The 20,283-nt window shown below is 44.3% G+C and carries 21 protein-coding genes; 19 read left to right on the top strand and 2 right to left on the bottom strand.

The window, feature by feature from the left end:
* The first annotated feature begins 30 nt into the window (after positions 1 to 30).
* The 19 genes from LQ247_RS08495 to LQ247_RS08405 all read left to right on the top strand — a co-directional run bounded on the left by LQ247_RS08495 (position 31) and on the right by LQ247_RS08405 (position 18,363).
* The gene (locus tag LQ247_RS08495; RefSeq protein ID WP_003183626.1) at positions 31 to 174 is read left to right on the top strand and encodes a YqzL family protein; all 144 of its coding nucleotides are present in this window, start codon (positions 31 to 33) and stop codon (positions 172 to 174) included.
* Positions 175 to 211: 37 nt separating this feature from the next.
* Positions 212 to 982: a DNA repair protein RecO gene (gene recO, locus LQ247_RS08490; protein WP_020452240.1), complete on the top strand. Its 771-nt coding sequence runs from the start codon at positions 212 to 214 to the stop codon at positions 980 to 982.
* A 331-nt stretch (positions 983 to 1,313) separates the two neighbouring features.
* Positions 1,314 to 2,201, top strand: a complete 888-nt coding sequence (gene glyQ / locus LQ247_RS08485; protein ID WP_020452239.1) for a glycine--tRNA ligase subunit alpha — start codon at positions 1,314 to 1,316, stop codon at positions 2,199 to 2,201.
* Positions 2,194 to 4,233 carry a glycine--tRNA ligase subunit beta gene (gene glyS, locus LQ247_RS08480; protein ID WP_231005879.1) on the top strand — a complete coding sequence of 680 codons (2,040 nt, stop codon included), beginning with the start codon at positions 2,194 to 2,196 and terminating at the stop codon, positions 4,231 to 4,233. Before glyQ ends, glyS begins: the two co-directional genes overlap by 8 nt.
* A 197-nt stretch (positions 4,234 to 4,430) precedes the next feature.
* Positions 4,431 to 5,069, top strand: coding sequence for a helix-turn-helix transcriptional regulator (locus LQ247_RS08475; protein ID WP_025804968.1), 639 nt, complete (start codon positions 4,431 to 4,433; stop codon positions 5,067 to 5,069).
* 25 nt (positions 5,070 to 5,094) lie between these two features.
* Entirely contained in the window at positions 5,095 to 5,907 is an 813-nt protein-coding gene (locus tag LQ247_RS08470) for a pyruvate, water dikinase regulatory protein (protein WP_023855239.1), read from the top strand.
* Positions 5,908 to 6,171: 264 nt separating this feature from the next.
* Positions 6,172 to 6,663 (top strand): YaiI/YqxD family protein, encoded by a 492-nt coding sequence (locus LQ247_RS08465; RefSeq protein WP_023855238.1) that lies wholly within the window; start codon positions 6,172 to 6,174, stop codon positions 6,661 to 6,663.
* Between the two features lie 32 nt (positions 6,664 to 6,695).
* Positions 6,696 to 8,519 (top strand): DNA primase, encoded by a 1,824-nt coding sequence (dnaG, locus tag LQ247_RS08460; protein ID WP_023855237.1) that lies wholly within the window; start codon positions 6,696 to 6,698, stop codon positions 8,517 to 8,519.
* A gap of 206 nt (positions 8,520 to 8,725) precedes the next feature.
* Positions 8,726 to 9,847, top strand: a complete 1,122-nt coding sequence (gene rpoD, locus LQ247_RS08455; protein WP_020452234.1) for an RNA polymerase sigma factor RpoD — start codon at positions 8,726 to 8,728, stop codon at positions 9,845 to 9,847.
* A gap of 355 nt (positions 9,848 to 10,202) precedes the next feature.
* Positions 10,203 to 10,562, top strand: a complete 360-nt coding sequence (gene cccA / locus LQ247_RS08450) for a cytochrome c550 (RefSeq protein WP_020452233.1) — start codon at positions 10,203 to 10,205, stop codon at positions 10,560 to 10,562.
* A gap of 324 nt (positions 10,563 to 10,886) precedes the next feature.
* Positions 10,887 to 11,321 carry a YwqH-like family protein gene (locus LQ247_RS08445; RefSeq protein WP_023855236.1) on the top strand — a complete coding sequence of 145 codons (435 nt, stop codon included), beginning with the start codon at positions 10,887 to 10,889 and terminating at the stop codon, positions 11,319 to 11,321.
* Positions 11,321 to 11,584, top strand: coding sequence for a YwqI/YxiC family protein (locus LQ247_RS08440; protein WP_043928719.1), 264 nt, complete (start codon positions 11,321 to 11,323; stop codon positions 11,582 to 11,584). Before LQ247_RS08445 ends, LQ247_RS08440 begins: the two co-directional genes overlap by 1 nt.
* 25 nt (positions 11,585 to 11,609) lie before the next feature.
* On the top strand, positions 11,610 to 13,622 hold the full coding sequence (locus tag LQ247_RS08435) for a ribonuclease YeeF family protein (protein WP_231005878.1): 2,013 nt from the start codon (positions 11,610 to 11,612) through the stop codon (positions 13,620 to 13,622).
* A gap of 16 nt (positions 13,623 to 13,638) precedes the next feature.
* Positions 13,639 to 14,148 (top strand): Imm6 family immunity protein, encoded by a 510-nt coding sequence (locus LQ247_RS08430; RefSeq protein ID WP_105980318.1) that lies wholly within the window; start codon positions 13,639 to 13,641, stop codon positions 14,146 to 14,148.
* Positions 14,149 to 14,411: 263 nt separating this feature from the next.
* Positions 14,412 to 15,071 (top strand): hypothetical protein, encoded by a 660-nt coding sequence (locus tag LQ247_RS08425; RefSeq protein ID WP_231005877.1) that lies wholly within the window; start codon positions 14,412 to 14,414, stop codon positions 15,069 to 15,071.
* Positions 15,072 to 15,267: 196 nt separating this feature from the next.
* On the top strand, positions 15,268 to 15,492 hold the full coding sequence (locus LQ247_RS08420) for a hypothetical protein (RefSeq protein ID WP_020452227.1): 225 nt from the start codon (positions 15,268 to 15,270) through the stop codon (positions 15,490 to 15,492).
* Positions 15,493 to 15,716: 224 nt separating this feature from the next.
* On the top strand, positions 15,717 to 16,442 hold the full coding sequence (locus tag LQ247_RS08415; protein WP_023855230.1) for an endonuclease V: 726 nt from the start codon (positions 15,717 to 15,719) through the stop codon (positions 16,440 to 16,442).
* 137 nt (positions 16,443 to 16,579) lie between these two features.
* The gene (locus LQ247_RS08410) at positions 16,580 to 17,245 is read left to right on the top strand and encodes a tRNA (adenine(22)-N(1))-methyltransferase (protein WP_230631872.1); all 666 of its coding nucleotides are present in this window, start codon (positions 16,580 to 16,582) and stop codon (positions 17,243 to 17,245) included.
* A complete protein-coding gene (locus tag LQ247_RS08405) occupies positions 17,242 to 18,363 on the top strand; it encodes a Nif3-like dinuclear metal center hexameric protein (protein ID WP_101561087.1) in 1,122 nt (373 codons plus the stop codon). The genes LQ247_RS08410 and LQ247_RS08405 overlap by 4 nt, the downstream gene beginning before the upstream one ends.
* A gap of 26 nt (positions 18,364 to 18,389) precedes the next feature.
* Here the strand turns inward: LQ247_RS08405 and LQ247_RS08400 are convergent, their stop codons facing one another.
* Complete coding sequence (locus tag LQ247_RS08400; protein WP_023855228.1) at positions 18,390 to 19,334, bottom strand: 4-hydroxy-3-methylbut-2-enyl diphosphate reductase; 945 nt, start codon at positions 19,332 to 19,334, stop codon at positions 18,390 to 18,392.
* 119 nt (positions 19,335 to 19,453) lie between these two features.
* Positions 19,454 to 20,104, bottom strand: coding sequence for a YqfQ family protein (locus LQ247_RS08395; protein WP_231005876.1), 651 nt, complete (start codon positions 20,102 to 20,104; stop codon positions 19,454 to 19,456).
* Positions 20,105 to 20,283: the final 179 nt, after the last annotated feature.

The following is a 20,283-nucleotide window of genomic DNA, read 5'->3' as shown; positions in this document are numbered from 1 at the left end:
CTAGTTATAAACAGAAAGGTGGGGCTTTTTATGTTGAATTTTACTTGGAATGTATTTTCACAAACAGGAAGCGTAGACACGTACCTCCTTTTTAAAGAATTGGAAAAGGAGAACCTGGAAAGACCCGAAGTACTTGAAGAAGAGCTAGCGCAAATTGACTTTCCAATTTTGTGATCATGCTTGACCCCTCCAATTTTTGGATGGTGCACATATGCTGACGAAATGTGAAGGTATCGTCCTTCGTACAAACGACTATGGTGAAACAAATAAAATCATTACGCTGTTGACGAGAGAACACGGGAAAATCGGTGTGCTGGCAAGGGGCGCCAAAAAGCCGAACAGCCGCTTGTCAGCGATTTCCCAGCCGTTCCTTTATGCTTCTTTTTTATTCCGCAAATCATCCGGTCTCGGCACATTGGAGCAGGGCGAGATGATCGAAAGCATGAGGCATATACGCGAGGATCTGTTTTTAACAGCATACGCGGCCTACATCACTGAATTAATCGACAAGGGAACGGAGGAAAAGAAACCGAATCCGTTTTTATTTGAGCTGCTTCTTCAGTCGATGAGGAGGCTCGATGACGGTACAGATCCCGACATTATCGCCAACCTTATCGAAGTTAAAATGCTCAGCGTGATGGGGCTGTATCCGGAGCTGGATGAATGTGTACATTGCAAAAGCAAAGACGGCACATTTCATTTTTCGATCCGCGACAACGGCTTTATCTGCCACCGCTGTTTTGCGAAAGATCCATACAGGATACCGCTGTCTCCCGCATCCGCCAGGCTGTTGAGGCTGTTTTTTTATTTTGACCTGTCAAGGCTCGGAAATGTCTCGGTTAAACAGGAGACGAAGGATGAGCTGAAAAGGGTCATACAGACGTACTATGACGAGTACTCAGGGATCTACCTGAAATCGCGGCGCTTCATGGAACAAATGGACAATATGAAAAAGATGCTGGGCGATGAAAACAAAAGTTGACAACCTCTTCATCTTTTTATAAGATCATGTCATGAAGATTGGATTCAATAATGACGTTGCGTTGACGGAAAGAAGTAATTGCGCACGGCCTCATTGAAGCGACTCCGGGGCGGTGAAAGCCGGGGATGAGAGCGTAATGAAAGGCATTCCCTGAGCAACTTTTAAAAAAGAGGCTGAGACATTTCCTCTCAGCAATTAGGGTGGAACCGCGGGAGAACTCTCGTCCCTATGTTTGTGGGCAAACAAGCATAGGGACGGGAGTTTTTTTCTGCCCAAACCAGCCCTATGCCAAAAATTAAACTTGAAAACACGTTTTATGGAGGTGCTTCATTTGAATATTCAAGAAATGATTTTGACCCTGCAAAAGCACTGGTCCAATGAAGGATGCGTACTTTTGCAGTCGTATGATGTAGAGAAGGGTGCAGGAACGATGAGTCCATATACATTTTTGCGGAGCCTTGGACCTGAACCTTGGAAAGTCGCTTATGTGGAGCCGTCAAGACGTCCTGCGGACGGAAGATACGGGGACAACCCGAACAGGCTTTATCAGCACCATCAATTCCAGGTGATCATTAAGCCGTCTCCCGACAATATTCAAGAGCTTTATTTAGATTCATTAAAAGCTCTTGGAATCGACCCTCTGGAGCATGATATCCGTTTTGTCGAGGATAACTGGGAAAATCCGTCGCTCGGCTGCGCCGGGCTTGGCTGGGAAGTGTGGCTTGACGGCATGGAAATCACCCAGTTTACCTATTTTCAGCAGGTCGGCGGGCTTGAGTGCAAACCGGTTTCTGTGGAAATCACATACGGTATTGAACGCCTTGCTTCTTATATTCAAGACAAAGAAAACGTCTTTGACCTCGAATGGACGAAAGGCTATACGATAAAAGACCTGTTCAAGATGGCTGAATACGAGCATTCCGTCTATACGTTCGAGACATCTGACGTCGACATGCTGTTCGAATTGTTTGCCACGTACGAAAAAGAAGCGAACCGTCAGATGGATCAGGGACTTGTCCATCCTGCTTATGATTATGTACTGAAATGCTCGCATACGTTCAACTTGCTTGACGCAAAAGGAGCGATTTCCGTCACGGAGCGCACAGGATATATTGCAAGGGTGAGAAATCTGGCCAGAAAAGTGGCGAAAACGTATTATGATGAACGCGAAAAGTTGGGTTTCCCAATGCTGAAGGAGGAAGAGGCTTCACATGAGTAATCAAGATTTGCTTTTAGAAATCGGATTAGAAGAAATGCCGGCGCGCTTCATGCATGACAGCATGACTCAGCTTGGTGAAAAACTGGAAAGCTGGCTCAAGGAAAAAAATATTGCCTTCGGTTCCGTCAAGCTCTATAACTCCCCTAGAAGACTGGCCGTTCTTGTCGAGAACGTGGCGGAGAAGCAGGACGATGTGACAGAAGAAGCGAAAGGACCGGCAAAGAAAATCGCCCTTGACGAAAACGGCGAATGGACAAAGGCGGCCATCGGCTTTTCACGGGGGCAAGGAGCAAGTCCGGAAGATTTGTATTTTAAAGACATCAAAGGAACGGAATATGTTTTTGTGCAAAAATTTCAAAAAGGTCAGGATACGTTTTCATTACTTCCTGAGCTCGGCGACTTGGTGACAAGCCTCCACTTTCCAAAAAACATGCGCTGGGGCAGCGAAGATTTGAAATACATCAGGCCGATTAAATGGATCGTCGCGCTGTTCGGCAGTGAAGTCGTTCCGTTTTCAGTCGCTCATGTCGAAACCGGCCGCACAACACAGGGACACCGCTTCCTCGGAAAAACAGCCGGCTTGAGCGCACCTTCTGAATACGAAGCGGCACTTGAAAGCCAGTTTGTGATTGCCGATCCGGACAAACGGAAGCAGCTGATCGTTAAGCAGCTTGACGAACTGGCGGCTGAAAAGTCCTGGGACATTCCGAGAGACGAGGATCTGCTGGATGAGGTTACCCATCTGGTTGAATATCCAACGGTTCTGTTCGGTTCTTACGAAGAGGAATTTCTCGCAATTCCTGAAGAGGTGCTCGTGACAACGATGAAAGAGCATCAGCGCTATTTCCCTGTCAAAGATGAAAACGGCGGCTTGCTTCCTTACTTTGTGACCGTCCGCAACGGAGACAGCCGCGCCCTTGAAAACGTGGCGAGAGGGAACGAAAAAGTACTGAGAGCAAGGCTTTCAGACGCCGCCTTCTTCTATAAAGAAGATCAAAAATTAAACATTGACGAGAATGTGAAAAAACTCGAAAAGATCGTTTTCCACGAAGAACTGGGATCACTTGGAGACAAAGTAAGACGCACTGAGGCGGTTGCTGAACGGATCGCTGAAATCATCGGTGCGGATCAAGAGACGGTGCAGCTGATCAAGCGCGCTTCGCACATTTCAAAATTCGACCTTGTGACACACATGGTTTACGAATTTCCTGAGCTGCAGGGCATCATGGGAGAAAAATATGCGCGGATGCTCGGGGAGAAAGAAGAAGTGGCGCTCGCTGTCAATGAGCACTATATGCCGAGACAAGCCGGAGGGGAAACACCTTCATCAATCGTCGGCGCCGTCGTCGCATTAGCGGATAAGCTCGATACGGTCGCTTCATTCTTTAAAATCGGCGTTATTCCGACAGGATCTCAGGATCCGTATGGACTAAGAAGACAGGCGAGCGGCATCGTCCAAATCCTGCTTGACTGGAACTGGGGCATTTCATTCAAAGAACTGGCTGCGTTTGCCGGACAGGAAGCAAACAGCGAACTGCTCGAATTCTTTAAACAGCGCCTCAAATACGTATTAACAGCGGAAAACATCCGCTACGATGTGGTGGATGCCGTGCTCGAAAGCTCGAACCTTGAGCCGTATTCGGCTGTCAAAAAAGCCGCTGTTCTTGAATCGGCTGCAGCAAAACCGGAATTTAAAGAAACGGCTGAAGCGCTGGCAAGGGTTATTTCGATCAGCAAAAAGAGCGAAACGAACGCCATTGACGCGTCACTGTTTGAAAACCCTCAAGAAGAGGAGCTTTTCAAAGCTTATGAGGCGTGCAGACAGCAATTAGAGACCCTTTACCAAGCAAAAGATTATGAGGGAGCCTTCAGTGAGCTGTCCAAGCTGAAAGAGCCGATCGAAGCTTATTTTGATCACACGATGGTCCATGCCGAAGATGAAAGATTAAAAGCGAACCGCCTGGCGCAAATGGCAAGCCTGGCGGAGCTGATCCGATCTTTTGCAAACATCAATGCCATCATTGTAAAATAAACACCGCAGAAGACGGTTGCTGACAAGCTGGCAATCGTCTTTTTGCTCAAATTGATTTTTCACATCCTTGTCAAATTGTGCCTGTCTTTTTCATAGAATTCAATTGTAATTGCTGTTATTTTAGTCTTCATATGCGTTATAATATGTTATCGACTTTTATACATAACGAACGAATTGTGAGCTTCGGCTTAAAGGTGGTGAGTACGATCGAACTAAATAAACGTCAGGAGCATATTTTGCAGATTGTCAAAGAGAACGGACCGATTACCGGAGAACATATCGCGGAAAAGCTGAATCTGACAAGGGCTACGCTTCGTCCGGACTTGGCGATATTGACGATGTCAGGATTTTTGGAAGCAAGGCCGCGGGTCGGTTATTTCTACACGGGAAAGACGGGCACGCAGCTCTTGGCTGATAAGCTGAAAAAGCTGCAGGTGAAAGACTTCCAGTCCATTCCGGTGGTCATTCATGAAAATGTCTCCGTTTATGATGCGATTTGCACGATGTTTTTAGAGGACGTAGGAACGCTTTTTGTCGTTGATGATAATGCCATCTTAGTCGGTGTACTTTCACGAAAAGACTTGCTCAGAGCCAGCATCGGCAAACAGGAGCTCCCTTCAATACCCGTCCATATCATTATGACGAGAATGCCGAACATTACGCTTTGCAGGCGCGACGATTTCATTTTGGACATTGCCAAGATGCTTATCGAAAAACAAATTGACGCACTGCCTGTTGTAAAAGATACAGAAAAAGGCTATGAAGTTGTGGGAAGAATTACGAAAACGAACATGACAAAAATTTTAGTCGGCTTATCTGAAAATGAAATCATGTAGAGTGAACTTCAAATGGAGGGATATCATGAGTAATCGGACGATTTATGTTGTATCAGACTCTGTCGGCGAGACCGCTGAGCTCGTAGTCAAGGCGGCTATCAGCCAGTTTAACGGTTCATCCGAGCAGACAAACATCAGGCGGATTCCTTATGTCGAAGACCGCGGAACAATAAAAGAAGTGATCTCGCTGGCAGAAGCGGACGGAGGCATCATCTGTTTTACGCTTGTTGTCCCGGAGATTCGTGATTTTTTAATCGCCGAAGCGGAAAAGGCGAATGTCGTGTATTACGATATCATCGGCCCGCTGATTGAGAAAATGGAGACGGTCTACGGCTTTAGCGCGAAATACGAGCCGGGCAGAGTCCGGCAGCTGGACGAAGATTATTTTAAGAAGGTAGAGGCCATCGAATTTGCCGTAAAATATGACGACGGCAGAGACCCAAGGGGCATCTTAAAAGCGGATATCGTGCTGATCGGCGTGTCGAGAACGTCCAAAACTCCGTTATCCCAATACTTGGCGCACAAACGGTTAAAAGTGGCAAACGTTCCGATCGTTCCCGAGGTGGATCCTCCCGAAGAGCTCTTTACCGTTGATCCGGCTAAATGCATCGGGTTAAAAATAAGCCCGGATAAGCTGAACCATATTCGCAAAGAGCGCCTGAAATCGCTCGGCCTCAACGACAAAGCGATTTACGCTAATATCAACCGCATCAAAGAAGAGCTGGAGTTCTTTGAAAAGATCGTCGGCCGCATCGGCTGCAATGTCGTAGACGTATCAAATAAAGCGGTAGAGGAAACGGCCAACATTATTCACAACATGATGACAAAAAGGGTCTAAGAATAAAACTCAGGACACCCCATCCTGGGTTTTTGCTTTGATGGTTTTGGGAAAAGTGAAAATGTTAGCATCTTTAACCCATTTGTATTATAATAAAAAATTGTGATAAAATAATTAACTTTTAGGTTTAAGCTTAGTACAGAACGAATAAACTATTATGGGTATCGTGTCAAGAATTTCCCGAAAAAAACTTTCGACAAATTCTTATAGATCGATTATTTTTGAAACCTGTGTGATTTTGCCTGTATTTATAGCAGGAGATTGATGGAGGGATGGAGAATTAGTCTTCTTGAAAAAGAAAGGACGATTTTTGTCGATGCAGACGCATGCCCGGTGAAAGATGAAGTGCTCAAAACAGCGGCGGATTTCGACGTAAAGGTCATATTCGTGGCTTCATTCGAGCATTTTCAAGTCACAAGGAAAGAAGAAGAGAATTGGACATATGTCGATCCGCATAAAGAAGCAGCCGATCTGTACATTGCCAACCATGTTCGACCAGGTGATGTCGTCGTCACACAAGATATCGGGCTGGCATCACTTTTGCTTGGCAAAAAGGTCTATGTGATGTCGGAGAGAGGCTATCTTTTCGAAGAGGACTCCATCGATCATGCTCTTTTCCGCCGTCACGTCGCACAAAAATTGAGAAGAAGCGGACGTTACACGAAAGGCCCGAAAAAACTGGTCAAGGAAGACCGAGAGCGATTTGTCAAAGAGCTGCAAAAAATCTTGTCGAAAATTGAAGGATTTACGTACTAAGCAGCGAATTATGTACGACGGAGTGTTGGAACATGGGCAATCGTATACCAGACGAAATTGTAGAACAGGTGCAAAAATCAGCTGATATCGTAGAAGTTATCGGAGAGTACGTCCAGTTGAGAAAACAGGGGCGTAATTATTTTGGGCTTTGTCCTTTTCATGGTGAGAATACGCCATCTTTTTCCGTTTCCGGAGAAAAACAGATTTTTCATTGTTTTGGCTGCGGAGCGGGAGGGAATGTTTTTTCATTTTTAAGACAAATGGAAGGTTATTCATTTACGGAGGCCGTCTCTCACCTGGCGGACAAATATCAAATAGATCTGCCGGAGCAGGTAGCGGCTGTATCAGCATACAGCACAGGCAGTTCGGATGAACAGAAAATGGCGGAAGCTCATGATCTGTTAAAGAAATTTTATCATCATTTGCTGGTCAATACAAAGGAAGGCCAGGAAGCGCTCGATTATTTGCTCGAAAGAGGCTTTGAGATGGAGCAGATCGAGCAGTTTGAAATCGGATGCGCCCTTGATTCATGGGATTTCATCACAAAGTTTTTGGAACGGAGAGGTTTTGATCTTGCGCTGATGGAAAGAGCTGGACTCATCATCAGACGCGAGAACGGTGACGGCTATTTTGACCGTTTCAGAAACAGGATTATGTTTCCGATTCATGATCATCACGGCGCAACGGTCGCTTTTTCCGGAAGGACGTTCACCGGGGAGCAGCCAAAATATATGAACAGCCCGGAAACGCCGCTTTTTCGAAAAAGCAAGCTTCTCTATCATTTCCATCAGGCCCGCCTTCACATTCGAAAAGAAGAGAGGGCCGTCCTTTTTGAAGGATTTGCAGACGTCATCTCAGCCGTCAGTTCCGGTGTGAAAGAATCGATCGCCACGATGGGCACATCGCTGACAGAAGAGCATGCGAAAATCATCAGGCGAAATGTCGGAGAGGTCATACTGTGCTATGACTCGGATCATGCCGGTTATGAAGCCACGCTGAAAGCGGCGGAGATTCTTCAGAAAAAAGGCTGCGACGTCAAGGTGGCCATGATACCTGACGGGCTGGATCCCGATGACTACATCAAAAAATTCGGAAGCGAGAAATTTAAGAATGATGTAATAGGGGCCAGCGTTACGATGATGACGTTTAAAATGAACTATTTCCGCAAGGGCAGAAACCTGTCTGATGAAGGAGACCGTTTAGCCTATATCAACGATGTACTGAAGGAAGTCAGCCTTCTCAGCGGACCTTTGGAACAGGAAATATACGTCAAACAGCTGGCAAATGAATTTTCAATCTCATTTGAATCCTTGAAGGATCAGCTTTCCGTATTTGAAAAGCAGGCTGTAAGCCGCAGCAGGGAAAGCAGCCGTCAGGACTCAAAAGAGCGGCAGGCGGCCGTTTCGCGCGCCCCGCGGAGAAAGACAGGTCTTCGGCCGGCTCATGAGAACGCGGAGCGGATGCTCCTGGCTCACATGATTCATGACCGGGACGTCATTCGAAAGGTTTTAGACCGGGTGGGCTTTGAATTCAACCTTGATCAGCACCGCGCGATTGCCGCTTATTTGTACGCCATGTATGAAGAAGGAGCGGACATTTCCATCCAGGAGCTCTTTAAGAGAGTTGAGGATCAGGAACTCGGTCAGCTTCTGACAGATATCTTAATGCTTCAGGTGAACGAAGAATTAAGTGAAGCGGAATTATCTGATTATGTAAAAAAAGTGTTGAATTATCGAAATTGGTCAATGATAAAAGAAAAAGAAGCTGCAAGGGCGGAAGCCGAGAGGCAAAAAGACTTCATCAAAGCGGCAACTTTGGCACAGGAAATTGTTAAGCTGAACCGTTCGCTGAAATAAACCGTTATATATAATAGGAAAAGCTTTTGGCAATGAATCCTAACGGAGGAGCAAAAGCTGCTTGTCCTAATCATATATTGTCAATTTATGATTTGCTTTCCCGTGAAGCCCTAGATGAGAGAGAAGGCTTTATTCGTGAAATAGGAACAAAAAAAGCGGGATGCTTTTAGAATTCGTCTGTAAGTTTTGGAAGGAGGGATCCATGAATGGCTGATAAACAAGCACACGAGACCGAAACTGAATTCACATTTGAACAGGTGAGGGATCAATTAACAGAAGCCGGAAAAAAGCGCGGAGTGCTCACATATGAAGAAATTGCAGAGCGCATGTCCAGCTTCGAGATCGAATCAGACCAAATGGATGAGTATTATGAATTTTTAGGAGAACAAGGCGTTGAATTAATTAGCGAGAACGAAGAAAATGAGGATCCTAATATTCAACAGCTGGCCAAGGCCGAAGAAGAATTTGACCTTAACGATTTAAGCGTGCCTCCGGGCGTTAAGATAAACGACCCTGTCCGCATGTATCTGAAAGAAATCGGACGGGTAAACCTTTTGTCTGCAAAAGAAGAAATCGAATACGCGAAAAAAATCGAAGAAGGCGACGAAGAGTCGAAGCGCCGGCTGGCTGAAGCCAACTTGAGACTTGTCGTCAGCATCGCAAAACGGTATGTCGGCCGCGGAATGCTTTTCCTTGACCTTATTCAGGAAGGAAACATGGGCCTGATGAAGGCGGTAGAAAAGTTTGACTACCGCAAAGGATACAAATTCAGCACATACGCGACATGGTGGATCAGACAGGCGATTACAAGAGCGATTGCCGACCAGGCGAGAACTATCAGGATTCCTGTTCATATGGTTGAAACCATCAACAAACTGATTCGTGTTCAAAGGCAGCTCCTTCAGGATCTCGGCCGCGAGCCAACGCCTGAAGAGATTGCGGAAGATATGGATCTGACGCCTGAAAAAGTCCGTGAAATTCTAAAGATCGCCCAGGAACCGGTTTCACTCGAGACTCCGATCGGTGAAGAGGACGATTCACATCTGGGAGACTTCATTGAGGATCAGGAAGCGACTTCTCCGTCAGATCATGCAGCATATGAATTGCTGAAAGAACAGCTTGAAGATGTACTGGATACATTGACAGACCGTGAAGAAAATGTGCTCCGCCTTCGCTTTGGCCTTGATGATGGTCGTACAAGAACATTAGAAGAAGTTGGTAAGGTATTTGGGGTAACAAGAGAACGAATTCGTCAAATAGAAGCTAAAGCACTTCGTAAATTAAGACATCCAAGCAGAAGCAAACGCTTGAAAGATTTTCTCGAATAAACTTGAACGGGTCAGGAGATCCGTTCTTTTTTTCACGACAGAATGAAAGCGCTATTATTGGTAACCCGATTATATTTTACTTAATTTCTTTCGAATTTGCAAATATCCAAAAGTGCATTTTGAGTCATTATAACCTTGAGATCGAAGGAAAAGCCCTTTATAATTATTGTTGTAACCGTATTCAAAAACTGGTCTTTAAATGGAAAATGAACAATTGCTTCATCATCCGTTATTTTGTCTAAAATGTGAACTTCATCAGCTTTTGTTTCATAATTGGTTTACTTTTTGTAAAATTAAAGTAGAATTAGAATTGTTTACATAAGGGGCAGGGGTAAATTAAAAAGGGGGATGTAAAATGAACCGCAATCCATTGATACCATTTTTATTAATCGCCATTATGGGCATAGGACTGGTTTTTATCTTATCCATAAAAGGCCTTTATGACGAAAAAGAAATTGCAGGCGAAGGGAATAAAACAGCTCAAGAAGACAAAGCGGATGCCTCGCCTGAAGAAATTTACAAAGCGAACTGTGTAACCTGCCACGGCGAGAATTATGAAGGTGTATCAGGACCTAAACTGAAGGGCGTCGGAGACCGGATGGATACAGGTGCGATTAAAGAAAAGATTGAAAAAGGAGGTAACGGAATGCCGGGAGGACTGGTTCCGGCGGAAAAGCTTGATGATATGGCAAAATGGGTGTCAGAGATTAAATAGGTTAAAACCGTTTCATCACCAAAAGGATTCGCAATGAAAGCTTTGATAAGAGCTTTTGTGCGAATCCTTTTTCTGTTTTCGGTAAATGGGTGATCTGAACTGTTTCAGCATCCGTGATTCCGTCCTTTATGACGGTGCGGCGTCTATCAGGAATAGGTCTTTATTACTTTTTCTGAAGACTGCACTCATCTTTGCAAGGGAAAAAATAAGCAATCCACCCTATTTAAGTAAGATTGCATCTATTTTACTATTATATAAATGGAGAGAATGCAGCGGATGCACTGTTTTCATCCGTCTATTTGAGTATTTCTTGAGGTGAATCATATGAGTCATGAGAGCACATTGAATCATATCCACAGCACGATTAACCAAAAGCTGACTGATGTAGAAAGCCGGATTGAACGTGTCAAAACAGCAAAAAAGGAAATTGAGAAAGAACACGAAACCGGGATAGTCGAGATCAGACAAATCTTGCACCCTCATCTGAACAGCCACTGGACAGGGGACTTCGCCAACGATTTTGATGACGAACGGGATGAGGCTCATACATCTATGTACAACATCGTGAACGGAAAGTACGAAGGCTATATTTCACAGCTGGAGAGAAAAATTTTCGCGCTGGAAATTGAAAAACACAGCCTTGAATTGGCGGGAGCGGCAGCTAAAGAGGCGGATCATTTGCTTTCTCTCGGAGAAAAAGCGGTTGATCAGTTGAGCGATAAACTCCGCTCAATCAAAAACAGTTGGAGCTGGTTTTAATGACGACAATCAAGCTGAAACATGAAGCGGTCATCAAAAAGCTGGAGGCCGTAAGAGAGGCGCTTGATGCCCTAGACCTGCCAAACCCTCCGAAAGCTGCAGGGAAAAATAAATTGACATATACGACAAAGTGCCACGAACGCGAGCAAAACATTCATCAGATGGTGGCCGATTACAAAAAAGCCGTACACAAAAACATAAAGGATACGAAGGAAAATGTCGATTTGCTGAAAGAGCAGGACAAAGCAATCGCCAGAAAATAGCCCTTAGGTTAGAGAGGACAATTCAATGAAAGTATTTGAAGCGCATTCTTTAATTGAAGCAGCGAATAACCGCAAGAAACAATACGAAACCTTTGAGGATCAACTGCAAACGCTCAAAAAAGCGTTTCTCGGAGTCGCCGATTTAGGTGATGATTTTCAGGGGAAAGGTGCGGACAACATTAAAGACTTCTATAAGGGACAGGCAGAGATTGTAGACAGTTGGTTAAAGCTTGTTGAAGCGCAGATTGCTTTTTTTAAAGGTGTATCAGGTGATATAAAGGACAAAAAGCTGTCCGATTCTTATGTGGAAATCTCTTTTTTGGATCATGAACTGAAAAACGCTGATTTGAAAGCGACGGAAATCGTCTCGGGGCTCAAGTTGGAAATGGATAAAATCATCGCGAGTATCAGCGATATCGTTGACTTGGACAATTGGACGCTCGACGACTATATTGATAAAATGTCTAAAGCGCAAACAACTCGGCAAAACACCATCGACGCCGTTAATCAGCTGGATGAATCGCTCAAGACCGAATACACAAACTTACAAGCGCTCGACAGCGCCGTGCTCGGCAAATATTCCGGGCTAATGGAAGCTACAAGCCACGGAAAAACCGCCTCGCCGATGTATTTTAGCTTGAAATCGTTCCACTCAAGCGAGATCTATAAAAATACGATAGACGTCGAAAATCAAGCCGCCAATTATATTGAATTCAAAAATGAACAGGCAGAAGCGCGCAGGCTTCAGGAAAAACAAGAAGAAGAAGCGAACAAGCCTTGGTATTTAAAAGCGCTCGACGCAGCCGGAACATTTGTCGGAGAAGTCAGCGGGTATTATGATTATAAGAGAGCCGCTGACGGCGTCGACCCGGTCACAGGAGAAAAGCTGACAGACGGCCAGCGTGTCGCCGCCGGAGCAATGGCGGCAGCAGGATTTATTCCGATCGTAGGGTGGGCAGGCCGAGCCTTCAAAGGCGGCAAAGCCATTTATAAAACAGGAAAAGGACTCATCGCTGCTGAACACGCGCTTGACGCTTACAAAGCCTCAAAAACGTTGAACGTCTTGAAAATGACGGAAATGGGCGCCTACGGCCTTGTCGCTTCAAATGGGTTCTCAGAAGCCGTCACGGGCAAGGACATGTTTGGAAACAAAGTTTCTGAGGAGAGGCGGAAACAAGGCCTGATCGAAGCAGCCTTGAGTCTCGTCGGTGCAGGTGCTGTCGCAAAAACGGCAAACCACGGCGCTCAAACATTGGCCAAAACGGCCGGCAAAAACATTCCGCTCGCGAAATCGCCAAAAGCGGCGCTGGTACAAAAAGGAAACAACATCCTTGAAAAGGTGAAATCCTTCCAAGTTCCGACAAACGTCCGCGTCTACGTCGAACAGCCGGCCTCCACAACAGGCCACCGCATCGGCACCCCAATTGTCCGCGTGAATGTTGAGAAAACGCCGGTGAAAGAGCTTGGAATTGTGAAGATGGTGAGTGGTGGGGGGAACGTCAGTAAGGGAGCCAATAGGACTGGGAGTAAAATAGATGTTGGAAAAGCTGATTTAGATGTTCTACGCCAAAAATGGAATGTTCCTAAAACTGACACTGTTGCAGTTGGAAAGACAGATGTGGAAGGTTTGGAAAATTTAGTATTTGAGGGTGGATCGCCTAAAGTTAGAAAAGAAGCCGGGCTTCCCGATTTAGACTCAGTAATGCCAGATAGACCTATAAAATCTCCGGGAAAAATCGCAAGTGCAACAAGACATGCTGAAGAAGGCGTGTTAAATGACTTTATAAGCAAAGTAGAAGCTGTAGGAAAAAATCCTGCTGAAATAACAGGAACATTAAAAATTCACCAATCTAATCCTAAAGGGGTTTGTCCAACCTGTATTCAAGGACTAAATAATCCAAATGTACCATCTGGGATATTTAAGCAATTTAGCGAGATGTTTCCTAATTTAACGATAGAAGTAACTTCTGAGACTATTCAAGGAATCAAGCCAAACGGAAGATTGAATTTAGTTATTAAAAATGGTGAATATATTTAATTGAGGAGTGTAGTAGATGTTTCAAGAGTGGGAAGAATTGAACGATCATTTAAAATCTGCATATTATTTAGGACTTTGTGAAGCAATAGTTCCTGCATTAAAACAATCAAATGATTTCAATTATATAAAAGAAGCATTAGATGCCTGCTGGAAGTGGCTTGAACACAAGAATATAGAAGCAGACGATCTTTATACTTACCTGGAAAATTTAGATGACACAGGGATTTTAACTTTAATGCAGCTTGAATCAAATGAAGATGCTCTAGATGCTTGGATATGTATTGCCGATGCAATATCTTATACAATTTACAAAGCATATAAATATCAGAAAGATGAGTATTTACCTGAAACCATCGAATCTATTGATTCTTACGAGTTATTTGAGGAATTTCATAGTCACTTTAGTTTATTATCTAAAAATCCAGGTCAAAAAGAAAAAGCTTTTTTGAAGTTTTTGAAAAAAGAGGGGTCAGAAAAAGTTTCCAGGGAGAGTATTCAAGATTTTTTACTTAATAGTGCAGAATAAAAATAAGAAAGTTGGGATATCCCAGCTTTCTTATTTTATATAAAGAATAGGAATATCTAAAGAATTTTATAAAAGTGAAAAAAAGAAAAAGCTCCCTATTTGGAACAGAGGCGGTAAAGCAACCGAAGAGTTATTGAAAAGGTGGTTATCTAAATGAATTTTGGTAAGAACACTCAATTAGTCGAAGAAGTAATGAGCTTTATTCGTAATAACATTCAGATATAGCAGAAAACAAATCAACAGTTTATAATAGAAAATCAGGAGTGAACGATTTGTCTAATTCCATAAAATCATTAGAACCTATAAATATACCGTGCGGCTGGTTCGTTAAATATCATGATTTAACCGTCACACAAGAAACAGTTGAACCAAATACCAAATTAATAGAATTAGAAAAACAAAGATATCATGCTGCGGTCAAAATCATTAAAGGCCATGATGATTATCTTATACATATTTGTGACAATCATGGAGAAACGATTGACACAATCAATGTTGAAGATCGCCGGCAGTTAGTGGACGAATTGGAACGGATCATTTGGAAAATAGAAGCGGGGGCATTTGGAGGGAACATTTTTATTTTTGAAGGCCCTCCTGACTATTTACGTCTGAGAGTTCCTCAAGGATGGACTGTCTCTTATAATAAACTAATTGATATCGATCCAGATCAGTTAGAGGAAGACAGTGATGACTGGTTCAACTTTACGTCATCATTATTGCAGTTGGAGCATAAAGAAAGCCGCTTGACTTTAGATGTCGGCTGGTATATAGATATTGATCCTTCAGGCACCTTTTATATGCTGTTAATAAAAAATCTAGACTGGGATAACCCGTTAGAAGACATGGAAACGAGAAGACCGGAAAAATTAGTGGACCACATCGAAGCCACACTTCAAAAAGCAGCCGAACATAAATATAAATAGCCAGTCGATGATTTGTTAGATTTTGGTCAAAAAAGTTGTATTCCATATACCCAGAGCCAGCATCTTATGAAGAATATGTACCGAATCATTGGATCGGAATTTATGAGGACTTTACAAATCTAGTTCCTACAAATCAAAAGTATTGGATCAATCATAAAGGGAAAAGTTTATTTTCAAAAAGATAGGAGAGTGTCTTATGAATAGTAATGATACGGTAACCATGTTAAATGAGGAATTTGTGAATGATCAGACAGGTGAAAAGGTCGAAGGCATTACGATTATCATAGATGGACAATTTAAACAAGTTTTAGATATCATTAAAGCCAAAAGCGACAGTTATGAGAATTACACTGAAATCATACGGGACGCTGTTTTTGAGGGTGTAAACAGTATGACGATGAAGCTGAGAAATAAAGAATAATAATGAATGATTAGAAAATACTTCGATTTACAAAAAGACAAACAGAGCTCCCAATTTTTTGCTTGTTGAGGGGTTCTTTTTTATATGCTGCTCATTCTATAAGACATCTTGCTGTCCCGGCTTATCCCGGTATGAATCAATAACTTTGAATGAACTGAACAATTTAGATATGATCTGGCTAAAGGCGCTTAAAAAAATGGGATGATAGAAAGTTGGTTTTAAAAATGAACATCAACAACATACACGATTTTAATTTAAACCAAGAAAATGACTTCTTAACGATACAAACAAAACTAAAAAAACATATCAATCTAGTAAACTCCATCAGTAAAGACGCTCTGCAAACCTGTGCGGGGGTTGATTTAGCTTATTGGGAGGAAGATGGTGAAGCGTTTGGTGTCTGCAGTATCATCGTGCTGGATTTTCATACGAAGCGTGTCATTGAAAAAGTACATAGTGCAGGAAAAATCGCTGTGCCTTATATCGCGGGGTTTCTTGCTTTTAGGGAGCTGCCGCTTATTATTAAGGCGGCTAAGAAGCTGACGATTGAACCGGATGTTTTTTTATTTGACGGGAATGGCTATCTCCATTTTAACCATATGGGGATTGCGACACATGCGGCGTTTTTTCTCGAAAAGCCAACGATCGGCATTGCGAAAACTTACTTGAAAATAAAACAAACTGATTTTGTGATGCCTGATAATAATTTCGGTGCTTATACTGATATTGTAATTGATGGCGAAGTCTACGGACGTGCGGTGCGGACAAGGCAAGATGTCAAACCGATATTTCTATCATGCGGACATTTGATTGATTTAGACAGCAGTTATGACATCGCGATGAGCTTGGTCAATCGAGAAAGCAGGCTGCCGATTCCGGTTCGGCTCGCGGATCTTGAGACTCATGCTTTACGTGCGTACTACAGAGAAAATCAAAAATTGATCGAGTAAAATGTTGATTTGCTGTTCCAGCTTGGAAACTAAAGCGATTTTTTATATGATAGTAAAGGAAAAATGAATCTAGAAAAGTTGTGATAATTGTGAATGAATTGAAGTTATCGAAAAGGCTGCAGACTGTGGCGAAATACATAACAAAAGGGGCGGTTGTCGCTGATATCGGGTCTGATCATGCGTATTTGCCTTGCTATTGTGTGCTGAATCGACTGGCAAGTGCCGCGATCGCCGGAGAAATCACAGATGGTCCTTTTCTTTCTGCGAAGCAGCAGGTTGAGAAATTGCAATTAAGTCCGCTCATATCCGTAAGGAAAGGCGACGGGCTTGAAGTGATTGAAAAGGGCGAAGCTGATGTGATCACGATTGCCGGAATGGGAGGCTCGCTCATTGCTCACATTCTAAAAGCGGGCAAGGATAAGCTCTCAGGTAAGGAACGTTTGGTTTTACAGCCGAATATCCACGCTCACCATATTAGAGAATGGCTCTATCAGGAAGGCTATGCACTGATCAATGAAGAAATCCTTGAAGAAGACGGCAAGTACTATGAGGTTCTCGTCGCGGAAGCGGGCGATCGGGATGCGGCTTACGATGGGATTTCCTTTGCGGCAGGCATGCTTGTCGGCCCATTTTTGGCCAAACAAAAAAATGCTGTTTTTATCAAAAAATGGTCGCAAGAACTGAAACATACGGAAAACATCTATCAACAAATTGAAGCGGCTCTTCCGAGTGCAGAAAATCAACAAAAATTGCTTGAACTGTCAAAACGGATAGAGGTCTTAAAGGAGGTACTTAGAAGATGACAAAAACGATAAACGGGCATGAAATCATCCAATTGTTTGAACAATTTTCACCAAAGTCATACGCCGTTGAAGGCGATAAAATCGGCCTGCAAATCGGCACGCTGAACAAAACGGTGTCCAATGTCATGGTCACGCTAGATGTTCTCGAAGAAACGGTTGATGAAGCGATTGCAAAGAACGTTGACTTAATCATTGCGCACCATCCGCCTGTTTTCAGGCCGCTGAAACATGTCATCACAGACCAGCCCGGCGGAAGGCTGATCGAAAAGTGCATCAAGCATGATATTGCCGTTTATGCGGCTCATACAAATCTCGATGTTGCTGACGGCGGTGTCAACGACATGCTTGCGGAAGCGCTGGAATTAAAGAACACAAAAGTGCTCGTTCCAACCTACGAAGAGCCGCTGAAAAAACTCGCCGTCTATGTCCCGAAAGATTATGAAGAACAGGTGCGCGCAGCGCTTGGAGACGCCGGAGCCGGTCATATCGGCGCCTACAGCCACTGTGCGTTTTCTTCAGAAGGAGTCGGCAGCTTCAAGCCGCTGTCTGAAGCCGATCCTTTTATCGGCAAGCGGGGCGAGCTTGAACGGGTCGAAGAGGTAAGAATCGAGACCGTTTATCCGTCAGGTATTGAAAAATCCGTGATTAAAGCAATGAATGAGGCTCATCCGTATGAAGAAGTGGCCTTTGATATTTATCCCGTCGAGCAGAGTCCGCTTCGAAAAGGGCTGGGCCGTATCGGTGAATTGAATGAAGAGATGACACTCGAAGCATTTGCCCGTTATGTGAAGGAAAAGCTGGAGGCAAACGGAGCGCGGATGGTGGGCAAGTCTGATGCGAAAGTGAAGAAGGTCGCTGTATTAGGCGGCGACGGCAATAAATACATCCATCATGCAAAACGTAGGGGCGCCGATGTATATGTAACAGGAGATCTTTATTTCCATACAGCGCACGATGCCATGATGATCGGGCTGAATGTGGTCGACCCTGGACATTATGCCGAACAAATCATGAAAAACGGAGTTGCGAAAAAGCTGACGGCGATGTGCCGAAAGAAAAAATACAATGTCGCCGTCTTTCCATCAGATACAAATACGAACCCGTTTACATTTTTATAAAAACAAAACCTGAAGCGATGGATGCTTCAGGTTTTTGCTTTTACTTTAGGCAAGATTTTTTGAAGAGGTACTTCGTGACTGATCTTCCATGTGGAAGGATCTTCACGATCGAATTGTTCTAAAAAGCGGATGACTTCTTTTGTAATCGGAGTCGGGGTCGATGCGCCGGCCGTTACAGCGACGGTTTCCACGCCGTCGAGCCATTCCAGCTTTAATTCGCTTAAATCGCCGATCCGGTATGCTTTCGTGCCTGCGATTTCCTCGGAGACCTGGGCGAGGCGATTCGAGTTATTGCTTTTCGGATCGCCGACAACGATTGTCAAGTCGGCTTTTTTCGCCTGTTCGGACACCGCTTCCTGACGCACCTGGGTGGCCAGACAAATCTCCTGGTGGAATTCAACATCCGGATATTTTTCTTTTACTTTTTCCATAATATCATGGACATCCCATTGGGACATCGTCGTTTGGTTCGTGACAATCAGTTTCTCCGCTTCAATGTCCAGCCTTTCCACGTCTTCTTCGGTTTCGACAAGATGAACGATATCCGGGGCGACACCGACCGCTCCTTCAGGCTCCGGGTGTCCTTTTTTTCCAATGTAGATGACGTGATAGCCTTCCGCTTTCATTTTTCGGATTAAATCGTGTGTTTTTGTCACATCAGGGCAGGTGGCGTCAATCGCGACAAGACCTTTATCCTCAGCTATTTTACGGACTTCGGGCGAAACGCCGTGAGCGGTGAAGATCACCGTTCCTTTGTCGACCTGATTCAAAATCTCAAGCCGGTTCGGACCGTCAAGCGTATAAATGCCCTCTTTTTCAAATGCGTCGGTGACATGTTTATTGTGAACGATCATTCCTAAAATATATATAGGTCTCGGCAGACTTTTATCGAGAGCCGCGTTTTTTGCGATGACCATGGCGTCGACGACACCGTAGCAATAGCCGCGCGGCGATATTTTAATTACGTTCATTCTTAGTCCTCCTATAAAGAAGTAAGAGCCGGGCATGATAAAAAGCCGTAAAAAACGGCTTATTTTTGCAGTCTCTATAGACCTATTATATCTGATCCCGCAGGAGATATCAAAGAATGTTATACATACAGTTTAGGTTTTGATCCTCCGGTTTTTCTTTTTGCAGACGGAGTGGCTGAACGGCTCCGTTTTTTTCTGATTTCTTCGGCTTTGGATTTTTCGGGTGTTTTGGAAGACACTTTTATTTCTTCTTTCTTTTCGCCGCTCGTTTCGGTCTTGTTGTCCGGTTCGTCTTTTTGTTGTTCGCTGTCCTCCGCTTCAGTATCATCGGAATTCAGCTGTCTGAACATTTTCACCATGCCGGGGAGATTGCGGACGAGAGGTCCGTATTGCTGAATCATCGGCGTTACTTGCTGGGCTACACCGAGCGCTTTTTGAACATTGCCGAGCATGTTTGAAATGGTAGCCGGATTGGCAAGACCCTGAATGCCTCCAAGGCCGCTTCCGGTTCCGCCGAGGCCTGCTCCTGTTCCCCCGGACGCGGCAGATCCAGGAAGGATTTTCGAGAGCAAACCCTGAATCCCGCCGCCTCCTCGCGCCCCTGCTTGCTCCTGGGCGGCGCCCATCGGCTGAAACATTTGCTGCAGGCCGCGCTGCTGCGCTTGAGGGGGCTGCATTCTCATCCCCGGATGTCTCGGCATCAAGGCTCTGCCGGGCCTTTGCGGCATCTGCGGTCTTGGCTGATTTCTCATCGGCTGTTGCTGAAACATACTTGTACCTCCTTTCAAAATCCTTCTCTTGATAGGGTATGCACCAACGGTGGCAAAGTGCCTTTGCCGCCGGCCCGAATAGGGCGGGGGTGATGGTTTTTTTCCGCAGGATCAGTTATAATTTAATGATGGACATGATATCAGCCTTTTTTTAAGCAGTGCGGCATAAAAAAGGATAC

The organism is Bacillus sp. BS3(2021), assembly GCF_021043345.1.
Taxonomy (GTDB): domain Bacteria; phylum Bacillota; class Bacilli; order Bacillales; family Bacillaceae; genus Bacillus; species Bacillus paralicheniformis.
The sequence above is the reverse complement of the archived record's forward strand: the minus strand, read 5'-3'. Positions and strand labels throughout refer to the sequence as shown.

Bases quoted from the DNA above. Each gene is read 5' to 3' on its own strand.
- LQ247_RS08495 (WP_003183626.1), top strand. From the start codon at position 31: ATGTTGAATTTTACTTGGAATGTATTTTCACAAACAGGAAGCGTAGAC.
- recO (WP_020452240.1), top strand. From the start codon at position 212: ATGCTGACGAAATGTGAAGGTATCGTCCTTCGTACAAACGACTATGGT.
- glyS (WP_231005879.1), top strand. From the start codon at position 2,194: ATGAGTAATCAAGATTTGCTTTTAGAAATCGGATTAGAAGAAATGCCG.
- LQ247_RS08470 (WP_023855239.1), top strand. From the start codon at position 5,095: ATGAGTAATCGGACGATTTATGTTGTATCAGACTCTGTCGGCGAGACC.
- LQ247_RS08465 (WP_023855238.1), top strand. From the start codon at position 6,172: ATGGAGGGATGGAGAATTAGTCTTCTTGAAAAAGAAAGGACGATTTTT.
- dnaG (WP_023855237.1), top strand. From the start codon at position 6,696: ATGGGCAATCGTATACCAGACGAAATTGTAGAACAGGTGCAAAAATCA.
- rpoD (WP_020452234.1), top strand. From the start codon at position 8,726: ATGGCTGATAAACAAGCACACGAGACCGAAACTGAATTCACATTTGAA.
- cccA (WP_020452233.1), top strand. From the start codon at position 10,203: ATGAACCGCAATCCATTGATACCATTTTTATTAATCGCCATTATGGGC.
- LQ247_RS08445 (WP_023855236.1), top strand. From the start codon at position 10,887: ATGAGTCATGAGAGCACATTGAATCATATCCACAGCACGATTAACCAA.
- LQ247_RS08440 (WP_043928719.1), top strand. From the start codon at position 11,321: ATGACGACAATCAAGCTGAAACATGAAGCGGTCATCAAAAAGCTGGAG.
- LQ247_RS08435 (WP_231005878.1), top strand. From the start codon at position 11,610: ATGAAAGTATTTGAAGCGCATTCTTTAATTGAAGCAGCGAATAACCGC.
- LQ247_RS08430 (WP_105980318.1), top strand. From the start codon at position 13,639: ATGTTTCAAGAGTGGGAAGAATTGAACGATCATTTAAAATCTGCATAT.
- LQ247_RS08420 (WP_020452227.1), top strand. From the start codon at position 15,268: ATGAATAGTAATGATACGGTAACCATGTTAAATGAGGAATTTGTGAAT.
- LQ247_RS08415 (WP_023855230.1), top strand. From the start codon at position 15,717: ATGAACATCAACAACATACACGATTTTAATTTAAACCAAGAAAATGAC.
- LQ247_RS08405 (WP_101561087.1), top strand. From the start codon at position 17,242: ATGACAAAAACGATAAACGGGCATGAAATCATCCAATTGTTTGAACAA.
- LQ247_RS08400 (WP_023855228.1), bottom strand. From the start codon at position 19,334: ATGAACGTAATTAAAATATCGCCGCGCGGCTATTGCTACGGTGTCGTC.
- LQ247_RS08395 (WP_231005876.1), bottom strand. From the start codon at position 20,104: ATGTTTCAGCAACAGCCGATGAGAAATCAGCCAAGACCGCAGATGCCG.